The 24,920-nt window shown below is 48.2% G+C and carries 23 protein-coding genes and 16 tRNA genes; 10 read left to right on the top strand and 29 right to left on the bottom strand.

The genetic code is table 11. The annotated features are described in order from the left end of the window. Positions 1-27 precede the first annotated feature (27 nt). Complete coding sequence (locus ASF12_RS25600) at positions 28-483, top strand: Crp/Fnr family transcriptional regulator (RefSeq protein WP_056040899.1); 456 nt, start codon at positions 28-30, stop codon at positions 481-483. A 184-nt stretch (positions 484-667) separates the two neighbouring features. Next, a complete protein-coding gene (locus ASF12_RS25595; protein ID WP_056040898.1) occupies positions 668-1,207 on the top strand; it encodes an SDR family oxidoreductase in 540 nt (179 codons plus the stop codon). Between the two features lie 164 nt (positions 1,208-1,371). On the opposite strand, the gene ASF12_RS25590 is transcribed toward ASF12_RS25595, so the two are convergent. After that, positions 1,372-4,053: a LuxR C-terminal-related transcriptional regulator gene (locus ASF12_RS25590; protein ID WP_327204950.1), complete on the bottom strand. Its 2,682-nt coding sequence runs from the start codon at positions 4,051-4,053 to the stop codon at positions 1,372-1,374. Positions 4,054-4,338: 285 nt separating this feature from the next. On the opposite strand from ASF12_RS25590, the gene ASF12_RS25585 reads away from it, so the two are divergent. Next, positions 4,339-5,328: an aldo/keto reductase family protein gene (locus ASF12_RS25585; RefSeq protein WP_056040896.1), complete on the top strand. Its 990-nt coding sequence runs from the start codon at positions 4,339-4,341 to the stop codon at positions 5,326-5,328. Between the two features lie 47 nt (positions 5,329-5,375). Here ASF12_RS25585 and ASF12_RS25580 read toward each other — a convergent pair whose 3' ends face one another. Beyond that, positions 5,376-6,317: a helix-turn-helix transcriptional regulator gene (locus ASF12_RS25580; RefSeq protein ID WP_056040895.1), complete on the bottom strand. Its 942-nt coding sequence runs from the start codon at positions 6,315-6,317 to the stop codon at positions 5,376-5,378. A gap of 108 nt (positions 6,318-6,425) precedes the next feature. Between ASF12_RS25580 and ASF12_RS25575 the strand changes: the two genes are divergently transcribed. After that, a complete protein-coding gene (locus ASF12_RS25575; RefSeq protein WP_056040894.1) occupies positions 6,426-7,241 on the top strand; it encodes an alpha/beta fold hydrolase in 816 nt (271 codons plus the stop codon). A 13-nt stretch (positions 7,242-7,254) separates the two neighbouring features. On the opposite strand, the gene ASF12_RS25570 is transcribed toward ASF12_RS25575, so the two are convergent. Continuing rightward, positions 7,255-8,154 (bottom strand): LysR substrate-binding domain-containing protein, encoded by a 900-nt coding sequence (locus ASF12_RS25570; RefSeq protein ID WP_056040893.1) that lies wholly within the window; start codon positions 8,152-8,154, stop codon positions 7,255-7,257. Between the two features lie 226 nt (positions 8,155-8,380). On the opposite strand from ASF12_RS25570, the gene ASF12_RS25565 reads away from it, so the two are divergent. Further along, on the top strand, positions 8,381-9,199 hold the full coding sequence (locus ASF12_RS25565; RefSeq protein ID WP_056040892.1) for an arylamine N-acetyltransferase family protein: 819 nt from the start codon (positions 8,381-8,383) through the stop codon (positions 9,197-9,199). A 200-nt stretch (positions 9,200-9,399) separates the two neighbouring features. Next, positions 9,400-10,047, top strand: coding sequence for a hypothetical protein (locus ASF12_RS25560; protein ID WP_056040891.1), 648 nt, complete (start codon positions 9,400-9,402; stop codon positions 10,045-10,047). Positions 10,048-10,607: 560 nt separating this feature from the next. On the opposite strand, the gene ASF12_RS25555 is transcribed toward ASF12_RS25560, so the two are convergent. Together ASF12_RS25555 and ASF12_RS25550 are read right to left on the bottom strand one after the other, a co-directional pair. Beyond that, complete coding sequence (locus tag ASF12_RS25555) at positions 10,608-11,492, bottom strand: sugar phosphate isomerase/epimerase family protein (protein WP_235533294.1); 885 nt, start codon at positions 11,490-11,492, stop codon at positions 10,608-10,610. After that, the gene (locus ASF12_RS25550) at positions 11,470-12,279 is read right to left on the bottom strand and encodes a phytanoyl-CoA dioxygenase family protein (RefSeq protein ID WP_056040890.1); all 810 of its coding nucleotides are present in this window, start codon (positions 12,277-12,279) and stop codon (positions 11,470-11,472) included. The genes ASF12_RS25555 and ASF12_RS25550 overlap by 23 nt, the downstream gene beginning before the upstream one ends. A gap of 292 nt (positions 12,280-12,571) precedes the next feature. On the opposite strand from ASF12_RS25550, the gene ASF12_RS25545 reads away from it, so the two are divergent. From ASF12_RS25545 to ASF12_RS25530, 4 genes are all read left to right on the top strand, one after another. After that, positions 12,572-13,405: a helix-turn-helix domain-containing protein gene (locus tag ASF12_RS25545; RefSeq protein WP_056040889.1), complete on the top strand. Its 834-nt coding sequence runs from the start codon at positions 12,572-12,574 to the stop codon at positions 13,403-13,405. Between the two features lie 54 nt (positions 13,406-13,459). Continuing rightward, positions 13,460-14,092, top strand: a complete 633-nt coding sequence (locus tag ASF12_RS25540; protein WP_056040887.1) for a hypothetical protein — start codon at positions 13,460-13,462, stop codon at positions 14,090-14,092. 84 nt (positions 14,093-14,176) lie between these two features. Further along, positions 14,177-14,848 carry a nitroreductase family protein gene (locus tag ASF12_RS25535; RefSeq protein WP_081419043.1) on the top strand — a complete coding sequence of 224 codons (672 nt, stop codon included), beginning with the start codon at positions 14,177-14,179 and terminating at the stop codon, positions 14,846-14,848. Positions 14,849-14,960: 112 nt separating this feature from the next. After that, entirely contained in the window at positions 14,961-15,944 is a 984-nt protein-coding gene (locus ASF12_RS25530) for an aldo/keto reductase (RefSeq protein ID WP_056040883.1), read from the top strand. A 221-nt stretch (positions 15,945-16,165) separates the two neighbouring features. On the opposite strand, the gene ASF12_RS25525 is transcribed toward ASF12_RS25530, so the two are convergent. The 24 genes from ASF12_RS25525 to ASF12_RS25415 form a co-directional block, all read right to left on the bottom strand. Next, positions 16,166-16,843: a hypothetical protein gene (locus ASF12_RS25525; RefSeq protein WP_056040882.1), complete on the bottom strand. Its 678-nt coding sequence runs from the start codon at positions 16,841-16,843 to the stop codon at positions 16,166-16,168. Positions 16,844-16,990: 147 nt separating this feature from the next. Continuing rightward, positions 16,991-18,553 (bottom strand): ABC1 kinase family protein, encoded by a 1,563-nt coding sequence (locus tag ASF12_RS25520; protein WP_327204949.1) that lies wholly within the window; start codon positions 18,551-18,553, stop codon positions 16,991-16,993. Positions 18,554-18,679: 126 nt separating this feature from the next. After that, positions 18,680-18,982 carry a phasin family protein gene (locus tag ASF12_RS25515; protein ID WP_056040878.1) on the bottom strand — a complete coding sequence of 101 codons (303 nt, stop codon included), beginning with the start codon at positions 18,980-18,982 and terminating at the stop codon, positions 18,680-18,682. Positions 18,983-19,328: 346 nt separating this feature from the next. Then, positions 19,329-20,030 (bottom strand): alpha/beta hydrolase, encoded by a 702-nt coding sequence (locus tag ASF12_RS34020; RefSeq protein ID WP_200931681.1) that lies wholly within the window; start codon positions 20,028-20,030, stop codon positions 19,329-19,331. A 217-nt stretch (positions 20,031-20,247) separates the two neighbouring features. Continuing rightward, entirely contained in the window at positions 20,248-21,174 is a 927-nt protein-coding gene (locus ASF12_RS25505) for a hypothetical protein (protein WP_056040875.1), read from the bottom strand. A gap of 134 nt (positions 21,175-21,308) precedes the next feature. After that, a complete protein-coding gene (locus ASF12_RS25500) occupies positions 21,309-21,581 on the bottom strand; it encodes a DUF4352 domain-containing protein (RefSeq protein WP_268795466.1) in 273 nt (90 codons plus the stop codon). Beyond that, complete coding sequence (locus ASF12_RS34735; protein ID WP_155973464.1) at positions 21,582-21,761, bottom strand: hypothetical protein; 180 nt, start codon at positions 21,759-21,761, stop codon at positions 21,582-21,584. Positions 21,762-22,441: 680 nt separating this feature from the next. Then, positions 22,442-23,041 (bottom strand): tyrosine-type recombinase/integrase, encoded by a 600-nt coding sequence (locus ASF12_RS36375; protein ID WP_327204947.1) that lies wholly within the window; start codon positions 23,039-23,041, stop codon positions 22,442-22,444. A 185-nt stretch (positions 23,042-23,226) separates the two neighbouring features. Beyond that, positions 23,227-23,305, bottom strand: a tRNA-Leu gene (locus tag ASF12_RS25490). 14 nt (positions 23,306-23,319) lie between these two features. Continuing rightward, positions 23,320-23,396, bottom strand: a tRNA-Arg gene (locus ASF12_RS25485). A gap of 14 nt (positions 23,397-23,410) precedes the next feature. Further along, positions 23,411-23,484: transfer RNA gene (locus ASF12_RS25480), tRNA-Cys, on the bottom strand. A 7-nt stretch (positions 23,485-23,491) separates the two neighbouring features. Beyond that, a tRNA-Gly gene (locus tag ASF12_RS25475) sits at positions 23,492-23,566 on the bottom strand. Positions 23,567-23,573: 7 nt separating this feature from the next. Continuing rightward, a tRNA-Gln gene (locus ASF12_RS25470) sits at positions 23,574-23,648 on the bottom strand. Positions 23,649-23,679: 31 nt separating this feature from the next. Continuing rightward, positions 23,680-23,755: transfer RNA gene (locus tag ASF12_RS25465), tRNA-His, on the bottom strand. 24 nt (positions 23,756-23,779) lie between these two features. Continuing rightward, positions 23,780-23,853, bottom strand: a tRNA-Trp gene (locus ASF12_RS25460). A 9-nt stretch (positions 23,854-23,862) separates the two neighbouring features. Further along, positions 23,863-23,946: transfer RNA gene (locus ASF12_RS25455), tRNA-Tyr, on the bottom strand. A gap of 5 nt (positions 23,947-23,951) precedes the next feature. After that, a tRNA-Thr gene (locus ASF12_RS25450) sits at positions 23,952-24,027 on the bottom strand. Between the two features lie 33 nt (positions 24,028-24,060). Further along, positions 24,061-24,136, bottom strand: a tRNA-Phe gene (locus tag ASF12_RS25445). Between the two features lie 12 nt (positions 24,137-24,148). Beyond that, a tRNA-Asp gene (locus ASF12_RS25440) sits at positions 24,149-24,225 on the bottom strand. Positions 24,226-24,260: 35 nt separating this feature from the next. Then, a tRNA-Met gene (locus ASF12_RS25435) sits at positions 24,261-24,337 on the bottom strand. A gap of 17 nt (positions 24,338-24,354) precedes the next feature. Next, a tRNA-Val gene (locus tag ASF12_RS25430) sits at positions 24,355-24,430 on the bottom strand. A gap of 71 nt (positions 24,431-24,501) precedes the next feature. After that, positions 24,502-24,576, bottom strand: a tRNA-Glu gene (locus ASF12_RS25425). Between the two features lie 35 nt (positions 24,577-24,611). Beyond that, positions 24,612-24,702 (bottom strand) — tRNA-Ser (locus ASF12_RS25420). 4 nt (positions 24,703-24,706) lie between these two features. After that, a tRNA-Asn gene (locus tag ASF12_RS25415) sits at positions 24,707-24,782 on the bottom strand. Between the last annotated feature and the right edge of the window lie 138 nt (positions 24,783-24,920).

Genomic DNA, 24,920 nt, shown 5'->3' with positions numbered 1-24,920 from the left:
TCCATTTTAGTAAGGAGCCATTTCTTTATGACGCATAGGTGGGAAGCTATATTTACCAAGCTGCAACAAATTTCGCCTATTCCTGAAGAGGAAGAGCAGGCCTTCAAGCGGTTAGTCGTGTACAAATCCATTGCAAAAAACAGCCATTTTATTCAAGAAGGAGAACAGGCAGACTCCATCGGTATATGCGTCAGCGGATTGTTTCGATTGTATTATACAACGCCTGACGGAGTGGAGTTCAATAAAAGCTTTTGCGCTAAAAATGATTTTATCGCGGCTTACAGCTCTTTGCTGGAGAACGTCCCTGCTTATTTTTCCATACAGGCGTTGATGGATAGCGAATTAATGATTATTCCGTTTAAGGATTTTCAATCGTTGTATGACCGTCATATTTGTTGGGAACGGCTGGGGCGAGCTTTAATCGAGCAGTTATATGTAAAAAAAAGAAAGGTGCGAGCGCGAGCTGCTTTTTCTGTCCGCTGAAGCAAGATACCGCATTTTTCTTGAGCAATACGCGTTAGAAGCCCAGCATGTTCCGCAGTATCATGTGGCCTCCTATCTGGGAATTACCCCTGTCGCCCTAAGCCGAATTCGCCGAAAATTAACCTAGGTTAATGAAAAGCTCCCCTCCTTGCTCTACAGTTGAGGAAAGAAAGGGGAGATTTTTTTGAAGCGATCCGGGCATACCATTCTCATTACCGGCGGGGCCTCAGGCATTGGGCTAGCTTTAGCTGAGCAATTCATCCGGCATAATAATCACGTCATCGTTGCCGGCAGGGATGAGCGCAAATTGCTAGAAATGAAAGCAACCTATGCGAGCATCACTACCTATGCTTGTCATATTGAGGTCGAAGAACAGCTAAATGCGCTTGTGGCGCAGCTGTACAATAACCATCCAGAGCTGGACGTTGTTATTAACAATGCCGGAATACAATATAACTATTCCTTATTGGAGGCGCAGCCTGCTTCTAAGCAAATAAAGGAAGAAATCGCGATCAATTTGACCGCACCTATTGTTCTTGCCTCCAAGCTGCTGCCGCTGCTTGCCCGCCAGCATGAAGCCGCAATTGTTAACGTTTCATCTGGTTTAGGCCTCGTTCCGAAAAAATCTGCTCCCGTTTATTGCGCGACGAAGGCGGGGTTGCATCTATTTTCCAAATCCCTCCGCTATCAGCTGGGAAAAACAAAATATCGCCAGATGAGTTAGCTTCGCAATTTATGGATTATTTTCAAAATAACCGCTTGGAGGTGCCGATTGGCAAAGTGAAATGGCTAAAGACTATCCAGCGCTGGTTCCCGTCGCTTGCCGAGCGCATATTGAAAAATAGTTAGCTGCTTTAGCGGCATTACCCCACACGATTTTATTTTTCATTAAAATAGTCCTAACTCGCGGGCGCGTGCTACCGCTTCAGTTCGCCGCTTGACCTGCAGCTTGTCGAATATGTTGCGGTTATGGCCTTTGACTGAGCTTAGGGCGAGAAATAGCCGTTCGCTAATCTGACGGTTCGAGAGCCCTTGCTCAATCAACTGCAGCACCTCCAGCTCTCTTCCAGTTAATGGCTCAATAAGCGGCTCAGAGGCGTGTTTCAGCCGTGGCTTCAGCCGGTCTTTGCCTTCTGGACCTTCTGGACCATTTTGGCCTAATGGGCTTGCGTGACTTAGCTTGCCTATTTTCTCCTCGGCTTCACATGCCGCGAGCACCTGAGCTCGATAGCTCGACCCAGCTCCTCGGGCAACGATCTCTCGCAGCAGCTTGCGAATGGGCAGCCCTTCATCGACAAAAATTCGAACGAAGCCGCCAGGCTCAGCAAGCACCAGCGCTTCGGCCAACATAGCTGTGGCTTTGACCTTATCGCCATGTTCATACCAAGCGGCGGCTTGTGCCACACTTGCCTTGAGCCGTTCATACGGCAGCTCCTTCGCTTCCGCGTGCTCCCGCCACAGCTTTAAAATCGCAAGCGCAGCGGCTGGATTCCCTTGCGCTAATTCACACTTTGCCTCGCTGATCGCCAGCTCATTTTTTGCCGCAAGCTGGGCGGCCGCTTCGGTGCTGCCTTGGCGAAGCAGCACTAGCACCTGCACCTCTGCAATGGCCGGCATTTGCAAAGCATGCTGCTGCTGGCGTGCTGCATGGTCCGCCTTTGCCAGCAGGGCAGCCGCACCGCCGACGTCTCCTCTCGCCAGCAGCAGGCGTACAAGAAATACCTCGACCTCAATGGCATGGTCTGTATGCTCCAGCTGCTGCGTGAGTGGAAGGGCTATTTGGGCATACTGCTCAGCGGCATTCAGCTCATTCCATTGGTAATAAATGCGGGCTAAGCCCAAATAGGCTACGCCTGCTGCGGGCAGCGGCGGCTCTCCCGCCAACTCAAGCGCGTGACGATAAGTCCCTGCCGCCGTATCAAGCAAATTTTCCGCTTCTTGAATGCTTGCAAGGCCAATCGCCGCCATAAACGAAATGATGACATGCCCAATCCGCTCGCTGCTGGCCAACGCTTCAGCATAAGCCCTGCCCGCAGCGCCATATTCTCCCTGAAGCTGATACGCATAGCCGAGCGTCCAGGTCGTAGCTGTGCGAACAGAGTGATTATCCGGATGCAAATAATCGAGCGCACGCCGCGAATGAGCCAAAATCATGTCTGGCTGGTGCTTGCTCACCGCAAGCGTGGCGCGAATCGATGCTGTATGACCGATCCAATCACGGGTGTTCGCATCTTGGCAGGCGTCCGCTTGCAAAAGCTGTTCAGCAGCTAGCAGCTTCTGTTCAACACCGCTTAATTGTCCCGTCATCAGCAGCGCCGAAGCATAGAGCACGAATAGGGAAGGACGTGCCACAAACTCCTTTTCCGGCAGCGAATCCAGCCATTTCAGCGCAGGAGTGACCATCCCTCGAAAAATAAGGGAGACGCCATCTCCCTCCAGCAGTCTGGCAGCACCTTCAATGTCCTGAGCGGCTGCTGCATGGTGAAAGGCTTCCAGCACAAAGCCATTTAGCTCATACCACTTGCTCGCACGCCGATGCGATTCATTTACGCCCTCGCCTGCCGCATCCACAGATGAGCTCCCTTGCTGCTTCTGGGCAAGCCGCTGCCGCAGCAAATCGCCAAACAGATGATGATAGCGGTACCAGCGCCGCTCATTATCCAGCGGGACGATAAACAGATTAGCACGCTCCAAATATTCTAAAGTCGTTTGCCCATTTGCTTGGTAATCGCCTTTGGGATTGGTTTCGGATAATAAGCCCCATTCCCCGTTTTCTGGGCGAAGCACAGCATCGCAAAGCGGACCGCAAAAACGGTCGAGCATGGAGGTGCCCAATAAAAAATGCTGAATGGCTGCAGGCTGCTGCTGCAGCACTTCTTCAACCAAATAATCCAGCACAAACGGGTGGCTGCCCGTAAATGAGTGAATAAAGCCGGACGTATCCGCTTGCCCCTGCATGGAGAGTCCGGCAAGCTGCATTCCTGCAACCCAGCCTTCTGTGCGATTCTCCAGCATGGCCATATGTTCGGTCGTCAGGCTCAGACCCATCACCTGTTCAAAAAATTCGCTCGCCTCGGGCAGCGTAAAGCGCAAATCAGCAGCGCACACCTCGGTTAGCTGGTCCCGCACACGCAGGCGGGCCACAGGCAAGTGATGAAGCTCACGGGTGACAATTACAAGATGCATGGGTGGCGGCAAGTGTTCAAGAAGAAGAGTGATAGCTTGATAAATCGACTTATTTTCTAATTTATGAAAATCATCAAGTACAACCAGGAATGGGTGAGTAATCGAGGCGATTTCGCTCAGCAGCGCCTTGACCAACGTTTCAATGGGCAGAGGCTGGGGAGCTTGGAGCAGCTTTAGCAGGCCAACGCCAAAATTCGGCGCGACCGTCATCAAAGCAGCGTGCAAATAAAGCATAAAAGTGAGCGGATCGTCGTCCCCTTCATCCAGTGACAGCCAGCACGCGGGCCTTCCGCAGCTTCTGATCCATTCGCTGGCGAGCGTTGTTTTGCCAAAACCGGCAGAGGCCGAGATGACCGTCAGCTTGCGGTGCAAGCCTTCATTCAACCTCTCAATTAGACGGGGGCGTAGCACAGCGTTCGAGCGCGGCACCGGTATATATAGTTTTGTAGACAATATTGGGGTTATCATAGCTCAATTATAATAATCGCATTCCTGCATCGTCAATCCAATAGATGATAGATGTTTGCTGTGCCAAGCCCGTAAGCTGGCCCTGCCGGAACGCAACGCTCCTGTTATATTTTTTTCGAATCAAAACGAAGGGAAAGTCATATTTCACCTATTTATGCAGGTTTGCTACGATTGCAGCAAGATGTAAAGGAGGCATAAACAATGAACTATCGAAAATTAGGCGCCAGCGGCCTAGTCGTAAGTGAATTGGCTTTAGGGAACTGGATTACTCATGGGGCACAAGTAGATAATGAGACGGCTAGCGCCTGTGTTCATGCTGCATGGGATGCGGGGATTACGACGTTCGACACAGCGGATGTTTATTCGGAGACGAGGGCAGAAGCGGTGCTCGGACAAGCTCTGAAAGGCATTCGCCGAGAAAGCATCGAGCTGTGCACCAAAGTGTATCATCCAACAGGAACGGGCCCTAACGACAGAGGTCTGTCTCGTAAACATATAATGGAGGCTTGCCATGCTTCTCTAAACCGCTTGCAGACGGATTACATCGATGTCTATTATGCCCATCGCTTTGATCCGGAAGTATCGCTCGAAGAAACCTTTCTTGCTTTTTCGGACTTGGTGCGCCAAGGCAAAGTGTTATATGTAGGCGTCAGCGAGTGGACAGCCGAGCAGATTAGCAAAGGTGCTGCACTTGCCAGGGAGCTGTGTGTTCCATTGGTGGCCAGCCAGCCCCAATATTCCATGTTATGGCGCGTGATTGAAGCGGAGGTCGTTCAAGCCAGCGAGCGGGAAGGCATCGGACAGGTCGTCTGGTCCCCTCTTGCCCAAGGCATTCTTACGGGGAAATATTCGCCGGGTAAGCCATTTCCGCAAGGGTCGCGTGCAGCGACGTCGGCGGGTGCTCCCTTTTTCGAGAAATTAGCAGGCCAATGGCTGCGCACTGAAGTTTTGCAGGCGGTATCCAAGCTCTCCACTACTGCACAAGAAGCTGGACTGACATTGCCACAGCTTGCCATCGCTTGGGTGCTGCAAAATCCACAAGTATCGGCCGCAATTATTGGAGCTTCGAATCCTGGGCAAATTCAAGAAAACGTCAAAGCCGCAGGCATTCGACTTGCTCCTGATTTGCTCAAGCAAATCGATGTGATACTAGAGGGGCTAATTGAGCGCGACCCTTCAAAAACCGGTTGAACTTGTTCTGGTTACTGGCTATATAAGTTGAACTAGGAAAGCTCATTTTAATCATATTTGGCCATCAGCTCAGATAAGGTTCTTTTTATACAATCCAACAGCTCTGGCGAATTTTTAATCGTCACAACATGTCCCAAGCTGATGAAAAACTTTGCAAAAAACAGCAGGTCACCTCTCGGGATACTGCCCTCGAGCCAGCCGGTTCCATCGCTTCGAATATGAAGCTTGGGTTCCGGCCAAGGCTCTCCCTCGCACATCTGCACCCCCTCTTTCGTAAGTTCGGCATAAAGTGCCACAGCATCCTGCTCTATTACGCCCTTCGCTTGTCTATTTTCAAGGTGAACATGCCTAAAATCCCGCGGTTCTGCTGTTGAAGCAGCCACAGCAACCATTCGGTCACAGCGAAACAAACGGAAGTCATCGCTCTGGAAGCAATAGGCGAGGCAGTACCATAAACCGTTCCTTGTATAGATGCCAATCGGCTGTACCTCGCGGCTTGTTCGTTTTTCCGAGGACTCGTAATCAATGAGCAGCACTTGCTGCTGGATAGCTGCATCCAGCAGAATCGATAAATACGGGGATTGGGCCTGCCTCGCAGGAGATACAAAATCAACGCGGCTCTTCATTTGATCAATGCGGTCCCGGGTATCCTGCGCCATATAATGATAAAATTTTCGCAATGCCGAAGAAGCATCAGCTTCAAATGGAAGCGATGAATAGTGGCGAAGGGCATGAATGGAGAAAAAGATAGCGACGGCTTCCTCCTCGGAGAAGGCAATCGGCGGCAAAATTCTTTCCTTCAGCACACGGTAGCCGCCATGAGGCCCCACCTCCGAATATAACGGCACCCCTAATTCGCTCAATTCCTGCAAATCTCTTAATATCGTTCTTTGCGAGACGCCAAACTCTTGAGCAAGCTCCTTTACGGTAAACTTGCGTTTGTGATTGACAGCCATCATTAATTCCATAAGTCTTTTGGATTTAGACATCCTAACACTCCGATTATTTAATTATGACAATAGTTGTCACTATTATCTGTTATCGTTGATATGAAATCAAGTGGACTGCTATCCAAAAGAATACGAGGAGGATATAGCATGCAACATTTTCAGGACAAGGATACGGCGGCAAGAAAATATTTCAAATCGGGCAATCATACGCTCTCTTATCTCGACTTTGGCGGAGAGAGCCGCCATATACTGCTCACCTTGCATGGGCATATGAATGATGCTAGAACCTATTCGGAGCTGGCGTCCAAATGCACGGATTGGCGAGTTATTGGTTTAGACCAACGTGGACATGGCTGGAGTGAGCATCCTCAGGATAAGGATTATTCAAGGGAAAGCTATTTGGAGGATATTTTGAACCTGATTCGCATAGAGCTAGGCGGACAACCGGTCACCCTATTGGGCCATTCCTTAGGCGGAGTTAACGCTTATCAGTTTGCCGCACGCTACCCCGAGCTTGTCCATGCTGTTATTGTCGAGGACATCGGTGTCGAAATTAACGCCGACTTGTCCTTTGCCGAGACACTTCCCACGCGCTCCTCATCCCTGCAGGAACTGAGAAGATCACTTGAGCTTGCCGGCATTAAGGCAATTGATTACTTCTCAGAAAGTGTGTTTGAGGATGAAAGAGGTTGGGGATTCCGCTGCGATTTAAAAGGAATGCTCATTTCTCAGCAAAACTTAAATGGGGCTTGGTGGGACGACTGGCTAGCCTCCCGTTGTCCTATTTTGCTTATTCATGGCAAAAAAAGCTTCGTATTAAACGCAGACCAAGCCGAACTGATGGTATCTCGAAGACCAAATACAACACTTGAAGTTTTTGAAAAATGTGGCCACGGTGTCCATTCGGATGATCCGCATCGTTTTTATCAAGTAGTCAGCGAGTTCCTAGCCAAAGTGTTCTAAGCTTATGCTCCACTTACATGGATTCCGTTTCTATCGGGGCCACTTCTTCCATTGTCCGATGAAAGGCCGATAAGGCAGCCTTGTTCACGTCGGTTCTCCAAGCGGTATAGAGGGGAACTGGCGGGACACTTTCTTTAAAAGGACGATAGACGACGCCGCTGCGCTGAAAGACAGCTACAGAAGACGGAACGATAGAAACGCCTAAATTCGCAGCCACCAAATTGACGATTGTATACATCTGGGTCGCTTCCTGTACGACGTTTGGATAAATGCCGTGCTTCGCACAAAAGCCTGTAATGAGATCATGAAAAGAGGCGCCGAGCTTTCGCGGAAACAATATAAACGGCTCTGATTCTAAATCATGGATAGAAATTTCCGTAAGCTTCGCTAATGGATGCTCTTCAGGCAATACGGCAACAAGCGACTCGCTTGCTAGCGTACGATAGCTAATATGCTGAGCCGGTTCGATAAAACGCAGAAACCCGATATGAATCGTTCCGTCACGCAGTGCCAACCATTGCTCAGCAGACGTCATTTCGCATAAAGTAAGCTTGATTCTCGGATATTGGTTCCTGAACGCTTTCAAAATATGTACCAAGCTCTCACCTGCCGCTGAATCCACAAAGCCAATGACCAGTTGTCCGATAATGCCTTGGCTGGTTAACTGAGTCGTTTTAATGGATTGCTCCAATTGGGCTAATATCATTTTGGATTCCTCTAAAAAAACGGCTCCCGCTGGCGTAAGCCGAACTTGCCTCTTGTCGCGTTCCAGCAGCTTTACGCCAATTTCCTCTTCCAGCTCCTTCATTTGCTGGCTTAGGGGCGGCTGCGTCATATTCAACTTTTGTGCGGCACGGCTGAAATGAAGCTCCTCCGCCACAGCAATAAAGTATTGCAGCTTACGAATATCCACTGGCTTTCCCTCCCCTGCTCTAACTCATCTATTAACCTATAAGTATAAGGACATTTCTGGCCCAATGCGAATCCCGAAAAAACTGTATCCATACAGTTTGCAGCATTCCACATTGTTCAGGCCGCGATTTCGGTTTATCCTTTAAATAACGGATTAAGGCTCGTGAGCCTATTCCCACCTTTCCAAGCTGCGCTGCGGCTTGAGAAATCTTTTGGAGGCGCGGACAATGAACGAACTGAACGCTTTATTTCGCAAAAAAGTAGGGATTCCAGAAAGCGAGGTTATTCCTTTCGATCGCTTAGCCTACGTGCTTGAGAGATTGGCAAAAACCGTACCTTTTGAAAATTTAAATATAATTAGAAAAAGCAACGCTGTTATAACGAAAGAATATGTCATTCAAAAAATTCTAAAGGATCAAGAAGGCGGGCTTTGCTACGAAATAAATGCGCTGCTTTATCTTTTTTTGATCGAAAATGGATTTGACGCTGTTTTGACGCGCGGGGTTGTCTACAATCATGATACGCAAGCGTATTTCACGCTGGGAAGGACGCATTTAACGACTCTGCTTACTCATGAGGAGCAAACCTATCTTTTAGATTCGGGATTTGGAGGAAATTTGCCGTTAAAGCCTGTTCCTTTAACAGGTGAAACGATCACGTCGAGCAATGGCCAATTTCGCATAAAAAAAGAAGATAGCGAGCATGGAGACTACCTTCTTGAAATGAAGCTGAAGCATAAGGATACCGATTGGAAAGTCGGCTATGCCTTCGATTCTCAAAAGCAGCTGACTGACTTAACGGAATGTAATGCCATCCGCCATATTGTATACGAACATCCAGAATCCCGATTTAATAAGCATCCATTGATCACACAAATAACAGATGATGGAAGCGTAACTTTGACCGATACTTCTTTAACACAATGGAAGGACGGCGTTTTAACAAAAGAGCAGATCGATATGGGGGACTACGAAAGGCTGCTGAAGCAGCATTTTGGAATGTCGAGCAAAGGAAGCGGTTATGGCCCGAGCTTGGAGAAGCGGTGATTGAGGAAAAATGATGGATTGTTCATTTGAAAGGCTCACGATATAATAATAGCATATAGGCCGTGAAGAACACGCCGCTTCCATACATTGAACATCCTGATTGAGTAATTGGGATGGTCTGTATGGAGGCGGCTTTTGTTTTTAATGCGGAGAGTTACAAATAGACAAATCTAATTCAAGCAAAAAGGAGGAAAAACACCATGCCGCGTTTTGAGCAGCAATATCTTGATTGGATGCAGGATAATCTTGAAAATGAAACCAACCCTCGCAGGCTGGAGCTTCTTCATAAAGGGCTCGGTCATGGTACGCAAGAGTTCCTTCGGCACGTGTGGTTTCCCGCTGTCGGTCATTTTAATCACTTGCATCCTGAGTGGGAGGTGCGTGATTTCAGCAATGGCTACCGTTATCTGGATCTTGCCTATATGCCCGGTGGTGCAAAAGGCGGAATAGAAATCCAAGGGTATGGCCCCCATGCTAGAGATCTTGATGTAAGACGCTTCAAGGATTTATGTCGCCGCCATTGCCTGCTGTCACTGGATGGGTGGACGTTTCTTCCCATTGCTTATCCTTCAATCGTAGATGAGCCAAAACAGTGCCAACAGCTCGTTCTAGCTTTTATCGGGAAATTTATTGCCTCCGACGTACCTTCGACATTATCCTGGCTTGAAGCTGAAACCGTTCGGTTTGCTCGCCGCCTTTTGCGTCCAATATCCCCTTTGGAGCTCGCCAGCCATCTTAGGGTAAGTGACCGACAGGCCAGACGTATCTTGCATGAACTAGTTAAGCTTCAAATAATGGACATAGCAAGCGGCCAACTGCGCGCCCGTACTTACAAGCTTCGCTTTTAATTAAAAAATAAGCAGGACGAGGTATCATCCTGAATTTGGCGGACTCAGGAGCCGCTATTTGTTAAAATCAACGGTTTATTAAGGTGCTCGCGGACTCAGGAGCAGTTAATAGCTGCAAATTGCTAGTATTTACTTGATTATTCAGGCAATAACGGCATTCCTGTCCGCATACGCGCCCAAATGAATAAAATCGCAGAAATAGCGGATCTACAGTCCTCGAACCAAATTCAGAGTGATTCATTTTACTGAAGGAGGATTGTTATTCCAAACAACAACCTCTACCTGCACCTTGAGCATATTACACAGCTGAGCATCGCCGAACCCAAAAAACTGCTTTTGGATACCAATCTATCCACGTAGGATATTTCTCTAAAAGTAGGCAATGGGTTCTCAACTGTTTATTCTATTGGTGCACTTCACAAGCAACCATATGATTCAACTTCTTCATCATTAACAATAAGGTAAAAAACAGCATACAAAAAGCGTCAGTACAGCAAGTATTTCTACTTGTACCAACGCTTTTTCACTATATTGCTGCAGCAACACGCTGCACCCTAGACTCAATCTAATGAATCCCACAGCCTGCGCGCCCGTTCGGCATACAGCAGCGATTCACGCCAGCGGTCGCTTAGCTCAGCCGTTGTCCTCTCGCCTGTACCCTCACCTATACCCTCACCTGTGTGACGGGTCATCGCATAAGGCGGCGGCCCCAGCTCGCAGACGAATGGAAAGTTGTCCCCTGGCTGCGAACGCAGGAGCCATTGTTCCATCCCTTTGCGCCACCAGCGCTCAAAAAGCGGCAGCATCACCTTCGCCTCTTCATGCTCCATGCCGATTTGGATTTGCTCCCCATTCGAGATACGGGCATGAATACTGCTTGTATGCACGAGCAGTTGCTGGAGCAGCTCCTCGGCCTCAGGCCGAACGCTCCGCATTTCGCCAGCCAGCACATAATGGGAAAAATCAATCGTCAGATCCAGCTGCCCCAAATCTCGCACATAGCGGGCAGTCCGAATTAAATCCTGCGTAATCGTTCCCCGATGGGTCTCGACATAAACCGGAATACCCGCTTGACGTGACAGCTCCTTAATCGCGCCAAGCAAGCTTTCGGCTTCTATTCCCGTTACGAATGGCGTCATGACCTGTGCGTTAATGAAAGAAATGCCGCCAAAGCGCACCGCTTTTTCCAAAAAGCTTTCCATATCCGCTGCGCTTGCAGGATACGCATTAACACTCAGCTCAAGCTGATGCTGCGCCAGCAGCTCCTTCCACTCCGCTTCCTGCTCCTGATCTGGAATAAAACCATTAATGCCGTCAAACCCGGCATCCGCAATGCGCCTTATTTTCTCCGCTGTCGTATCGGCAGCAAAATCAGGCACCTGCTCCATGCCCCACCAGGACATCTGAACGCTGAGCTTCCGGTCAATGCGGGTAATTGGCTTCATATTCAATGCCGCACGGCCCCCCGTCCGGATTGTTCTCACGATCGATCATGCTGCCATCCGCACGATACAGCGGGCGGTAAAAATGGCTAATATGCGTCGCAGATTCATTCGCATAATGGCATATAAAGGCGCGCCGGAACCGATCCTTCGTTTTGTTGCGGTACGACCCATGAATAAGATTGCCGTTAAAAAATAATGTATCTCCCCGCTCCATCCTTGCTGGAACCGGCTTATTATCCTTCGGCGGTTTTACAAAATGCCTTGTAAACGACTCCGTCACATCCGCCTCCTCCGGGCAGGACAGCTCATAATCATGCGTCTTCGGCACGACGAGCATGCCGCCATTTTCCTCATCCGCCGCATCAATCGCCGTCCATGCCGCAATACAATTGCCCGGCTCCACCTTCAAATAAAAATTATCCTGATGCAGCGCCTGCCCCCGCGAGCCAGGCGGCTTGTAATAGAACATGCTTTGCGCGGCGATAGGCTCTTCTTCATATAAATCCCTCAATACATCCATCACCGGCTGGTGCAGCATATACTTTTTTGCCGTCTCATTGAAGCGGTGGGGATGCATGACCCGAGGATAACGCTTCAGCGGATCGGTCACCTCCTCGCTCAGATCAGGCTCAAAATAACCGGGAACGCTCTGCTTGCTAATCTCTTCAAAGGTTGAATCGATTTCGGCAAGCTCCTGCTCGCTGAATAAATTTTTGACGATTACATACCCGTCACGACGGTATTGCTCCAGCTGTTCAGCCGTTAATGTCAGGGCACCAAATGTCATAAGGCCTCGCTCCTTTTTCACATAGCGGCACTGTGGCGTGCCTGATTTTTAAGGTTTAATGGGTGCTGCTTGATAAATCAAGTATAGGGCGAGAGCGCTATATGAAGGAATCAACAATCATACTGAAAACTACATCAATTATGCTATTTTAAAAATAACAGCGTATATGCCCTTTTTTTCCTCCGCTTCATTTGCGCTCTACTAGCTGGTTTTCAGAGCAATAGCCAAGACGACAGCAAAAAGGTAAACTAATTGTATTCTGCAAGGCTGTTTTGGAAAGGATGGAGCCGCCATGAAGCGAAACGATTGGGACAGACGCCAGAGCAAGGACGCTGCCGAGCAGTCCGTTATTTTTGCAGGCCATTTTTCGGAAAACGATCATTATCATACGGTGCGGCCACACGGCAGAAGCGACTGGCTTATGTTTTATACGCTGCAAGGCGAAGGCTTTGCACTGACCGCTGCTTCGCGCCAGCGCTGCTTGCCGGGCGAGCTGACGCTCATTCGGCCAGGCTGCATGCATGAATATGGAACAGCGGCGGGCAAAACGTGGCAGTTTGTGTGGGTTCATTTTCCCGATGTGATAGCTGAAACGGGTCTGCTCCCCGCCACCGATCTGATTTCCTGTCCAATTCGCCAGCCCTCAGCGGGCAAGCGAATTTATCGGGCTTTTCGGCGGATATTGACCGACTCGCTGGCAAGCAGCCTGTATGGCGAATCATTATGCGAAAATGCGCTGCGCGAAATTTTGCTGCTGCTGGCCCAGCAGATGAACAGTACGGCGGATGCCCGTATTGAAGAAGCGATGCATTTGCTCGCCGTTCATATGACTCAGCCGCTTTCTATTGGAGAGCTGGCTCATACGATTGGGCTTTCTCCGTCCAGATTGTCCCATCTATTCAAGGCTTCAACCGGCTATTCGATCATCGATATGCATAACCGGATGCGTGTTCGCCAAGCTGCCCTGCTGCTGGAGCATACGAAGCGGAGCGCTTCTGAAATCGCTTTTGACGTAGGCTACCAAAATTATAATCACTTTGCGGTGCAATTTAGCAAGGTTTATGGCATTTCCCCACGCGCTTACCGCAACTGGAAACAAACGCCTGATCATTTGGCACAACAATAAGTGGAAACCAAACTCTTAGAAATGGTAAAATAGGAACAGGGAAGGAGGTCAACTATGACCACGGAAAACGAAGTAAGCGAAGAGGAACAACAAAGCGAGAACCCACAAGAGCAAGAAGCGAAACAAATTATTTTGGCGGTATATGCTCGCACGCTCCAAATGCTTCAAGCCGAGTTTGAAACCTATCAGGTTGAGGGACAGATTACTAACAATCCCAACTACGGGCCCCTGTTTGCCTACCGCTTGAAAGAAGCGGATAGCGATAAGGAATATGCTTGCGGCTTTTTCATTAATGAACTGCTTGAAAAGCACAAGGATGCTGAGAGGGCAAGCCAATGGCTCGCTTCCTTCTATATCGATATGATTGACAGCGGTATCAGCAAGCCGCTTCAGACACCTCCTCAGTCCGAAGACGAAGCCAAGAAGCTGATCGATGAATATATCGTGCCGCATTGCGCGAAGTCGGTTCGGGAAGAATTTAGTCCTGAGCAGGTTTATGTCGATTTGGACATGAATGAGCAAATTGGGCCGGTTATAGAAGCCGGATTCCCATCTATTACGGAAGGCAACAATGTATGTGCGATGCCTTTTGCCTACTTGCTCACGCTTCATTTAATGAATCGTGATCCAGCAGATCCGCTCGTTCATGGCCTGTACAAAATCCGTGAAGAGAACGGTTTGGAATAACAATTGACAATCGGCTCTGCCGACAATTATACTGTACATAAAAATAGTACAGTTCATCGTTCTCTTTTGGCAGCTTCATGCCGAATGGTGAACAGATTTGATCTGCGAAGAGGAGTGTCACCCTTGTCTAATTCCGAAAGTTCATTCAGCACGGTTATCCGCGAGCGCCGTTCGGTTCGCAAATACGATCCAACTGTTAAAATGACGCAGGAAGAAATTCATGATATTATCGCTGACGCGGTTCTTGCGCCATCCGGAAGCAACCTGCAGCCTTGGCGTTTTCTAGTTATTACGGATCAGGAAACGAAGCAAAAGCTGCTTCCTATTGCTTTCAACCAAGAGCAAATTGTAACTTCTTCTGCGGTCATTGCCGTTATGGCCGATTTGGAGTTTTATAAGCATGCCGAGCGCATCTATGAAAAATCAATTGAAGCTGGCTATATGACTCGTGAAGCAGCCGACAAGCTCAGAACAAATATGACAGGCTTCTATTCTAATGCTCCTGCTGAACGTCTGCTCTCCTCTGTACTCGTTGACGGCGGACTTGTGTCGATGCAGCTGATGCTGGCTGCGCGTGCCAAAGGCTTCGATACCGTACCGATGGCTGGTTACGACGTAGCGAAATTCCGTGAGCTGATGAATGTGCCTGACCAATATACGAATGTCATGCTGATTGCCCTTGGCAAAGCATCAGAGGCTGGTCACCCGACTACCCGTCTGGATGTTAATGACGTTACACATTGGAATCATTTCTAAATCAATTAGCAAAAGACCGTTTTCCACTAGAGCTGCCTAGCGACGCCTCTTATGGAAAATGGTTTTTTTTCAAATCGAGCGATTTCCTAATTCGAAAGGGGCTTAATGGAACATGGAATATACGAAACTAGGACGAACAGGCCTTGAAATATCACGGCTTGCGCTTGGCTGTATGACCTATGGGGCTCCTGATCGCGGGACGCATCCTTGGTCGTTAGGTGAGGATGCGAGCAGAACGTATATTAAGCAGGCGCTTGAGCTGGGCTTTAATTTTTTTGATACAGCAAACGTTTATTCAGATGGGACAAGCGAGGAAATCGTCGGCCGGGCGTTAAAAGATTTCGCGAGCCGCGACGACGTCGTAATCGCAACCAAGGTTCACGGCCGGATGCGCCCCGGCGCTAATGGCGCAGGCCTCTCGCGCAAAGCCATTATGGCGGAGGTTGATCACAGCTTGAGGCGGCTTGGCACCAACTATATCGATTTGTATCAAATCCATCGCTTTGACAATGGTACGCCGATTGAAGAAACGATGGAAGCGCTCCACGATATTGTAAAGGCCGGAAAAGCCCGCTATATCGGCGCGTCCTCCATGTATGCCTGGCAGTTTATGAAAATGCAGCAGGCTGCGGAGCGGAACGGCTGGACCCGCTTCGTCTCGATGCAAAACTATGTCAATCTGCTTTACCGCGAAGAGGAACGGGAAATGCTTCCCCTTTGCAAAGCGGACGGTATCGGTGTCATTCCTTGGAGCCCGCTTGCCCGCGGCCGCCTGACCCGTGATTGGGAGCAAGAGAGCGAACGCTCAAGGACAGATGAGTTCGGCAAAACCTTGTATGTCCAAACCGCAGAAGCCGATCGGAAAATCGTAGATAAAGTAGCTGAAATCGCTGGCAAACGTGAAATCCCTAGAGCGCAGGTCGCGCTTGCCTGGGTGCTGCAAAAAGACTCGATTACCGCTCCAATCGTCGGTGCAACGAAGCCCCATCATTTGACGGATGCTGTAGCTGCCCTGGATGTTAAATTAACAGCTGAGGAAATCGCCGCCTTGGAGGAGCCTTACGTTCCCCATCCCGTTATGGGCGGTCTAAGCTGACGTCAGCTTGGTTATTAGCTGCTCCATTCTTTATAGCCCCAGTTACCTTCTATGCAAAAATAGCCCAGCAAACGCCGCATGATGCGGGCAGTATGGCACTTTATCACGCCATATTGCTCCGCATCATGCGGCATTTCTGAGTTCAGGGGATAATGGCTGTTTTAAAATTAGTATCGAAATATCGTCGCCGTAGCTCTCGAACAATTATGCAGCTGTTTGCATTAAGCCAGTGCCTCCTTGACGAACTCGGACAATAACTTTTGTTCTTTATTAGAGAGATTCTGGATCATATTTACGAACTCCGACACCAGCTCCGTAATCTCTTTACCCAGCTCCTCTTGAACGGTTTGGATAACCGTACCCAGAACCGTTCCAACAAATACGAGCAGCCCGGAATGGTCATTCGGCGTTTTATTAACAAGCAGTCGAATGACACTCTCCGACTTGCCTCCAAGTTTCTTTAAATAGGCGAGCAGCAGCCCAATAATGTAGCCGCAAAATTCAATATGGGTCGTTTTGTTAGGAATGCCATCCAATATTTTTCTAAGCAGCTCATTGATGTTCATATGATTCTTGCCGCTGAGCAATTGCTTAATCGTACTTGCAGTTGCCTCCCAGTCTCCAGGATTAACTAAGTCAGAACGCTCCTGGTGAAAAAGCTCCGCCGCCTTGACTGTCGGTGCAAACACAACCTGTGACCTTCCTGTTTCTTTTTCATTTACCTCATAGCTGCGCGATACAAAACCCATCTTCTCTATTTCCTTCAGCATGTCATAGGCTGTCCATTTGCTTACGCCTAGGGCTTTTGCTAACGTCTCATAATGTATCGGTAATGAAGTGCTTTGATACAATTCCATGAGCTGGTCTAGAAATTGTAATCGGCGTTTCGTAAGCCCCATAAATCCACCCCTATTTTCAGCCAGCAGCTGGTTGCCTCTTGTCTGTCTACCTTTGGCTGGTTTGCGGCTTAATGTTAACATCCCCTCTCAGTTCCGTCAACAAGCGTTCCAAGGCAACAGCTTGCCGTTATTTGGATCATCCTGTTGTCAGAAACGCCCAGAACGGATAATCGCATAGATCAGCCAAATAAACATAGCCAAGGTAACACCGAAGCCGATTTCTATAATAGGCAGTCCCCAAAACAGCGTTTGGGAGTGGTTTAAGGCTGCACCGACAATTAAGCCAACCATCACTAAACTAAGCGCAAGCAAGACAATACTGAAAGACAGCTGGTTGCTGATCCGATCCATTTTTTTCATGAGCGTGTCGAGCTGAGGTGATTCCACTTCCATCCGTAGTTTTCCCTTCCGTACGACGAGAGAAAGCTGTTTCAAAGTGACCGGAATGTCGCTGATCAGCTTAAAATAATCTGGTGCTTCTTCCAGCAGCCCTCTCCATATCTCCCTTGGGTCCAATTGCTCTACAAATAGTTTTTTTCCGAATGGCTCAGCAATATCAAAAATTTTAATTTCCGGATCGAGCGCAACTGCCACCCCTTCCATCGTTAGCAAGGATTTTCCGAGCAGCGTTAATTCCGATGGAATCCGAATATGATGCCGGTTGGCAACCATAAATAAATCTCCAATAGCTGTTCCAAGGCTTATCTGATTGAGCGGCACCTGATAATACTTCTCCCTCATTTCATCCACATCGGCATATAATTTACTCTGATCCACCTCATCCGGAATAACTCCCATATACGAAATGGCTCGAATGACACCTTTAGAGCTTTGATTGCGCAGGGCGATTACAAGCGAAGCAAAATGCTTTTTTGTACCGGGAGATAGCCGCCCTACCATTCCAAAATCAATCAGGGCCAGTCGGCCGTCAGGAAGTGCCATGACATTGCCAGGATGCGGATCTCCATGGAAGAAGCCATCGACTAGAACCTGATGAAAAATCGCCGTTGCCAGCCGCTCCGCAAGCCGTTTATTGTCTAATCCCATTCGTTTAAGCTGCTGCCGATCCGAAAGCTTCACTCCGTTTACATAGTCTGTCGTCATTACACGCTTCGTACAATATTCCCAATGCACCGAAGGTACAAAAATGTACGGCAGCTTCTTACTATAGGCAATAAATTTCTCTGCACTATGCGCCTCCATTGTATAGTCCATTTCCTGACGGAGCGCTTTGCTCAGTTCCTCAACAATCTCAATTAATCGATAGTGCTGGGCAAATTCAAAAGCACCTTCACCCAATTTAGCCACATCCGCTAATATATTCAAATCTGTTTCAACCAGCTTTTGAATGCCTGGACGCTGAACCTTAACGACAACCTCTGCTCCATCCCGCAGCGTAGCGCGATGAACTTGGCCAATAGAGGCCGCTGCAATCGGTGTAATGGAAAAGTTCAGAAACAAATTTTCAATCGTATCACCAAGCTCCGCTTCAATAATTTGGGTTACTTCCTCATATGGAAATGCAGACACATGGTCCTGCAAACGTTCCAATTCAACCAAAATATTTGCCGGAATTAAATCTGGCCGCGTGCTTGCAATTTGCCCCAGCTTAACAAAGGTTGGACCTAATTCCTCCAGCAATGTCCGAATGCGTTCGCCAACACTTCTAGTTTGTATCTCTTCCTGCTCCGGTTTGCGTATAAACCTCAATCTATCCCTGGCTCCGATACCATCTGATACGTATCCCAGCCCGTTTCGTGCTATCGCAGTAACAATTGTCCGATAACGCTGTAACTGCCTAATCCTTTTTCCATGTTGCAATCGTGTAGCCTCCTGTCAATCCGCGCTTTGCTCTTTCTGCTCAAGTGCATCCAACCGTTTTTCAATTCGCTCGATATCCTCGCGGGTAGCTATTTTCCCTTCACTTAAAATAGCTCTTACTCGTTCCTGCGCCATGGCTTCAATTTGCTCACGCAGCTCTTCTCCTTTTTGAACAAGTGTATGGGTTAAGGTTTTGGATTCTTCTTTACTAACCTGTCCTTTCTGCACCAATTCATCAATCGTTTTTTCCACCTGCTCCTTGCCGGTAACAGCGATCCCCATTGCCAGTGACATAGCTTTGCTTATTGTATCTTTCATCTTCAAACAGCTCCTTTGCTTTTATAGGTTATAAAATACACAAAAAACCAAAAAACTATACAAAAAAATAGGCAACCTGCCGCACAGGCCCAATTGCTTTTGCCACTTATAGTGAAACTATTTGCAGACGAGTTTTTTGGTTTTTTGTGTCTACAGATTACCATTAAAATAATAAATCGTCAAATCAATACCAGCTCCCCATGAAGCCAAGCTAACTGCCTTGCCATGGGCAACTGATACTATGAATGGCCATGCATGTACTAGGTCATGATTCAGTTTCGGGGTATGAGAGATATTATATGTGAGCTCTTAAAAAGTTATAAACAATATCCAGGATTTCTTTTGTCTAAAAACCTCTACCGTGTCCGGCGCCCTTTACTTTATAAAAAGTTACGTCATGTTGTGTTTCCTTTAACGCCTCATAGATCAAAACACTTTGGTTAAAGGGGACCGTATCGTCCTTGTCGCCATGCATAATCAAAAATGGAGGTAACATCTTATCCTTAGAAATATAAATGATAGGATTAGTCAATCGAGCTTTTTCCTTATTTTCCTGGATTGGAGCGCCGATAAGTGTAGATGCAGGCGATTCCGGCGCGTCATGGTCTGTATTGCTGGGATACTTGCTCATCTGCAACATATCAGAAGCACCATAAAAGTTGACCACAGCCTTTACCTCACTGGTCTGGTCTTGATAAAAATCCGTTTCAAATTCCTTTACACCTTCACTGATACCAACCATAGAGGCCAGAAGTCCTCCTGAAGAATCTCCCCATACAGCAACTCTTTCAATATCAACCTTATATTTTTCATGATTTGCTTTCAGATATCGGATAGCCGTCTTTGCGTCCTGAATTTGGGCTGGAAATTTCGCTTCAAGAGAGTGCCTGTACTCCACACTGGCAACAACAAAGCCTATTAAGTTCGTTCCGCATCCGGATAAAAAGACATCCGAATACGGGATGATATAACATATAGAAGGACGCGTGGGCTTAAAACATAAGAGATAAGAGCCGCAAATGGTCCGCCGCGCCCTCCGATTCCTCACCGTCCTGTCGCCGCTAATTGCGCACCTACATTTTCACCGTGTTTTCACGGCGATTTAGGCGTCCGGAGCGTCCATTGGTGTTAGCGGAGCCTCGCGTAGTTAGGACGGCTAAGTCCACGGTAAAACTACGGTGAAAAGTATATGGCGTGATTTTGGCGGTGATGGAAGGCGAAAGGTCAGAACTGGGAATTACGTAGTATACAAATAGTGCAAACGATTATGAGGCGCGCCAATAGAGTGACTCCACTTGTGCGCGCTCTACGAACGCCTCCATACCGTCGATTAAGTCACGTCTGCCTGCACGTTTAAGTAGCGGGTAGAGTACAGATACGTGGCGAACGGGAACTCCGGAGACATTAAGCGGTTCTAACGATCCCCTCGCGTAATAAATGCGCAGCGAGTCCGTATGTGTGCGATATTTCTCGATCGTATTGCAACGCTTGTCACGTATTGTTTCGCGACTTAGCTTCGCATCAACCCATACTCGTCCGTTAACTACGAAGTCCGGCAAGCATCCGTTAAGGAGAAAGTCTTCGTTTACGGCTTCGCGTCCATATATAGCTACCAGGACTGCGAATAGCTTCCGCTCGAAGTTGAGTCCCATTCGTGCAGCTTTACCGCTATGTCCCCGGCTAACGAATCGGTCGTACGGCGTTTTGTACGCGGATAATAGCTGCTTGAATGTTCCGTACTTCCTTATAATGTGGTAACGTAAATGCGGGAATTGCTGCGCTAATCCTTCAGCGGAAATTCCATCGAACGGAAAGCGATCGCGATACATCTCATCAATTGCATCAGTCCATAGTGCATCTACAACCGATCTACTAATTCGGGCGAATTCCGTTTCAGATAAAGCGTACAAATCGCGTATAAACGCCGCCTGATGTTTATTTGTTACGACGTTGTAGTTATCCGTAATTTCATAGCATCGCGCTAACTCTAATTCCGTAGGAACGCCGTTAGGAGCGTAAATTCCATATTCAACAAGCCCTTGTCGATAGCTTCCGAATGTACGTACGAACCTTTTCCGGATAGCATCGTATTTCAACTCCGTATAATGCTGCCGAATTTTCGTAACGTCTATATCCGCGTCGATCATTTCATCGATTAACTGGAATAGCGCCTCTTTCTGCGTATTAGGCATACCGCAGCTACCTCCTTCGTTATTTCGTCTTATACCTACGTAGTCGTTCGCCGATTCACTTTCGCACACTTTCCGTAAAATAAAAAAAAATAAGCGGCCACTCCCCGTAAGGAATGACCGCTGTTTTGTATTTGTTATTGGAGCGAATAGTCGATCGTTGTCGTTGCTTTGAGCGCTACCCCGTCCGCAATAGAGAGGCGCAGACCACTTACGTCTTTCGGAGTTTCAAACACTACCGCGCGCTTACGTGTGAGGCCTGGATTTACCGTTTCGTATACGAGGTCTTCCGTTTCGCCTTTACGTATGTAGAAGACGCCGTCATACGTCCCGTAGGTCTTACCGTCAGCATCCGATAGTTGGAACATACTTGCGCTAATGTCGCGCGGGTCGCTGTCGTTGTTAGTAATTTATACAGTTATAATAACGAACTGATCCTCCGTTGATTCTCCGCCAAATTCAGACGCCGTCTTCAGACCGCTAACCGTTACGTCGAATTTACCTACCGTTGCTTTTTCGCCGACACTCGGCAGCTTAGGCGTAGGAGCTGGCGTGCTAGATGCGGTCGCTTCACTCGGTGACGCGAACATTATAGACTGCGAGCTAGGGCTGGGACTTTCGGGCGTATGCCGTTGCTGGTAGACCGGTGCGGTTGATTTAGAAACAACCTCCGGCTTACTACCTTCGTTTAAATTTCCGTAAGATATCACAAATACAAACATACAAACAAATACGATAAACCCTTTTTGCCAGCGCGTGTATTTCGGTATGGAAAGATGAATGCGACTGCAAAAATAACACCTACAATAATTGATGCGAAAAATAACGCTCCAAGCATAATAGTCCCCCTGCGATTTCCTTTTTAGGTAATACGTATATTATCGAAGAAGGACGTAGCTTTTCCAATTAAAACATTTTCTCGATCGGACTGAATTTACGGTGTTTATCATGCACCTCACGGCTGAATAAATTAACATAGGTACGTACTTGATCAAGGGTAGCATGTCCCAACACAGCTTGAAGCGCAAACACGTCTGCTCCGTTCTGTACGCTCATCTTCGCAAAAGTGTGACGGAATTGTGTGTGGGCTACATCGAACGTCTGTAAGGCCCGATCTGCGTCCGTAGAATGCGACTTGTTCCTGCACCTGCCGCCTTGTTACCGGAGTGTTGTCTATTGTAACAAAGAGTGAATCATGCTCAAGTTGGCCTCGTAGCGCTACGTACTTCGAAAGTTGTTTCTTCATCAGCGCTTGAATAGGTACAAGCCGCTACTTGTTATTTTTACCGTTTACTAGTATGGTGCCGTCTTTCCAGCGGATATCACTCAACACTAAGTCCTCTAATTCCCTTAAGCGTATCCCCGTCTCCAAAAACAACATCATCACCGTAAGGTCGCGTACACCGACGAAGGTCTTCTGGTCTGGCTGCGCAAAGAGACGGTGTATTTGTTCGATTGAAAACGTCTTAATAATTGTATTCTTTTGATTCAGCAACTTTACGCGGGCCATCGGCGAACGTAGCAGATAGCTTTCTTTCACAAGGAAATTAAAAAGGGTCCGAATAGCTCTCAGCACACAGTTAATCGACGTCGCTTTCTGCTCTTCGTCAAGAAGGTACAGGATAACGTTTGTCTTAATTACCTCCTCCGTAACCTTATTCGGATCGGTAGACATTTTTTGTTCGTCGAGTATCCGTTTAAACTTGCCGAGTTCCTGGCGGTAAAACCCGATTGTATGCTTACTGATATTGCGTATCTTCCCGTCGCGTAAAAATAAATCGACGGCGCTGTCCCAGTCGTCCACCGCGTATATAGGCGCATGATTCGGTAGTAAGTCCGTTTGATCTAGCGCGTTCTTTCGTCTAGCCATTTCGTAATTCCTCCGTCGCGATATTCGTCGAGGGATACGCTGGAGTATACGATAAATACGATTAAAGTCGTGTGCGTTGCGTCATATCACCGCGCTTTATTATCGCGCATTACTAAACGCAAAAACGCCGACTGCACATGCGCGCAATCAGCGTTTAAATCACCGTAAAACCTTCGGTTCTTATATGCCGGCGAGAGGACTCGAACCTCCACGGTTTCCCTCACGATTTTGAGTCGCGCGCGTCTGCCATTCCGCCACGCCGGCGTTTTAAAGAATAATGGCGTGCCCTAAGAGATTCGAACTCCTGGCCTTTTGATTCGTAGTCAAACGCTCTATCCAGCTGAGCTAAGGGCACACACTATGAAATTGTGGAGGCGCCACCCAGACTCGAACTGGGGGTAGAGCTTTTGCAGAGCTCTGCCTTACCACTTGGCTATGGCGCCATAAAGATGGAGCGGACGACGAGATTCGAACTCGCGACCCTCGCCTTGGCAAGGCGATGCTCTACCACTGAGCCACGTCCGCAAAAGAATGGCTGGGGATTCAGGGATCGAACCTGAGAATGACGGAGTCAAAGTCCGTTGCCTTACCGCTTGGCTAATCCCCAACAATTAAGTATTTTTTAGTTTGAACAATAATGGGGCGGACGAGGGGAATTGAACCCCCGAATGTCGGATCCACAAACCGATGCGTTAACCACTTCGCCACGACCGCCATATTATATTGTTCAGTTTTGATTGGCAGGGGCAGCAGGAATTGAACCCACACCAACGGTTTTGGAGACCGTTGTTCTACCCTTAAACTATGCCCCTAAGGTAAACTGGTGGAGGATGATGGATTCGAACCACCGAACCCGAAGGAACAGATTTACAGTCTGCCGCGTTTAGCCACTTCGCTAATCCTCCATGAATGGTGCCGTCGAGAGGACTTGAACCCCCAACCTACTGATTACAAGTCAGTTGCTCTACCAATTGAGCTACAACGGCATGGTACAAACTTTTGTTTACCAATCATCTTAATGGTGGCTCGGGACGGAATCGAACCGCCGACACGAGGATTTTCAGTCCTCTGCTCTACCGACTGAGCTACCGAGCCAGATGTTTTAAATGGCGGAGCTGACGAGATTCGAACTCGCGGTCTCCTGCGTGACAGGCAGGCATGTTAGGCCTCTACACCACAGCTCCACATCATATTCTCGGATCATTCCGAAGGTAAAGTTTGGTTGCGGGGGCAGGATTTGAACCTGCGGCCTTCGGGTTATGAGCCCGACGAGCTACCGGGCTGCTCCACCCCGCGTCATCGTAAAAGCAATATGGTGGAGGCTGAGGGGATCGAACCCCCGACCCTCTGCTTGTAAGGCAGATGCTCTCCCAGCTGAGCTAAGCCTCCGTGTTGATTAAGCGACTTTTATATCTTACCACTTTTTCGAGCATTTTGCAAGTGTTTTTTAAAAGTTTTTTTGGTGACCCGTAGGGGACTCGAACCCCTGTTACCTCCGTGAAAGGGAGGTGTCTTAACCACTTGACCAACGGGCCATGTTAAAATTCTACCAACATACTTTAAGTAAATATGGCAGAGAGGAAGGGATTCGAACCCTCGAGACCCGGTTAGAGCCTACACGATTTCCAATCGTGCTCCTTCGACCACTCGGACACCTCTCTATAATGGCTCCCCGAACAGGACTCGAACCTGTGACAACTCGATTAACAGTCGAGTGCTCTACCAACTGAGCTATCAGGGAATATAAAACGTTACTTACAAGGTATTGCTACCCTGAAAACTGGATGCGAAAGACAAAGTCTGAAACTTTAGCGTGTTATTAGGATAAGCCCTCGACCGATTAGTATTCGTCAGCTGCACGCATTGCTGCGCTTCCACC

It is taken from the genome of Paenibacillus sp. Leaf72, from assembly GCF_001422685.1.
Lineage (GTDB): Bacteria > Bacillota > Bacilli > Paenibacillales > Paenibacillaceae > Pristimantibacillus.
This window is presented reverse-complemented; position numbering and strand designations above follow the sequence as displayed.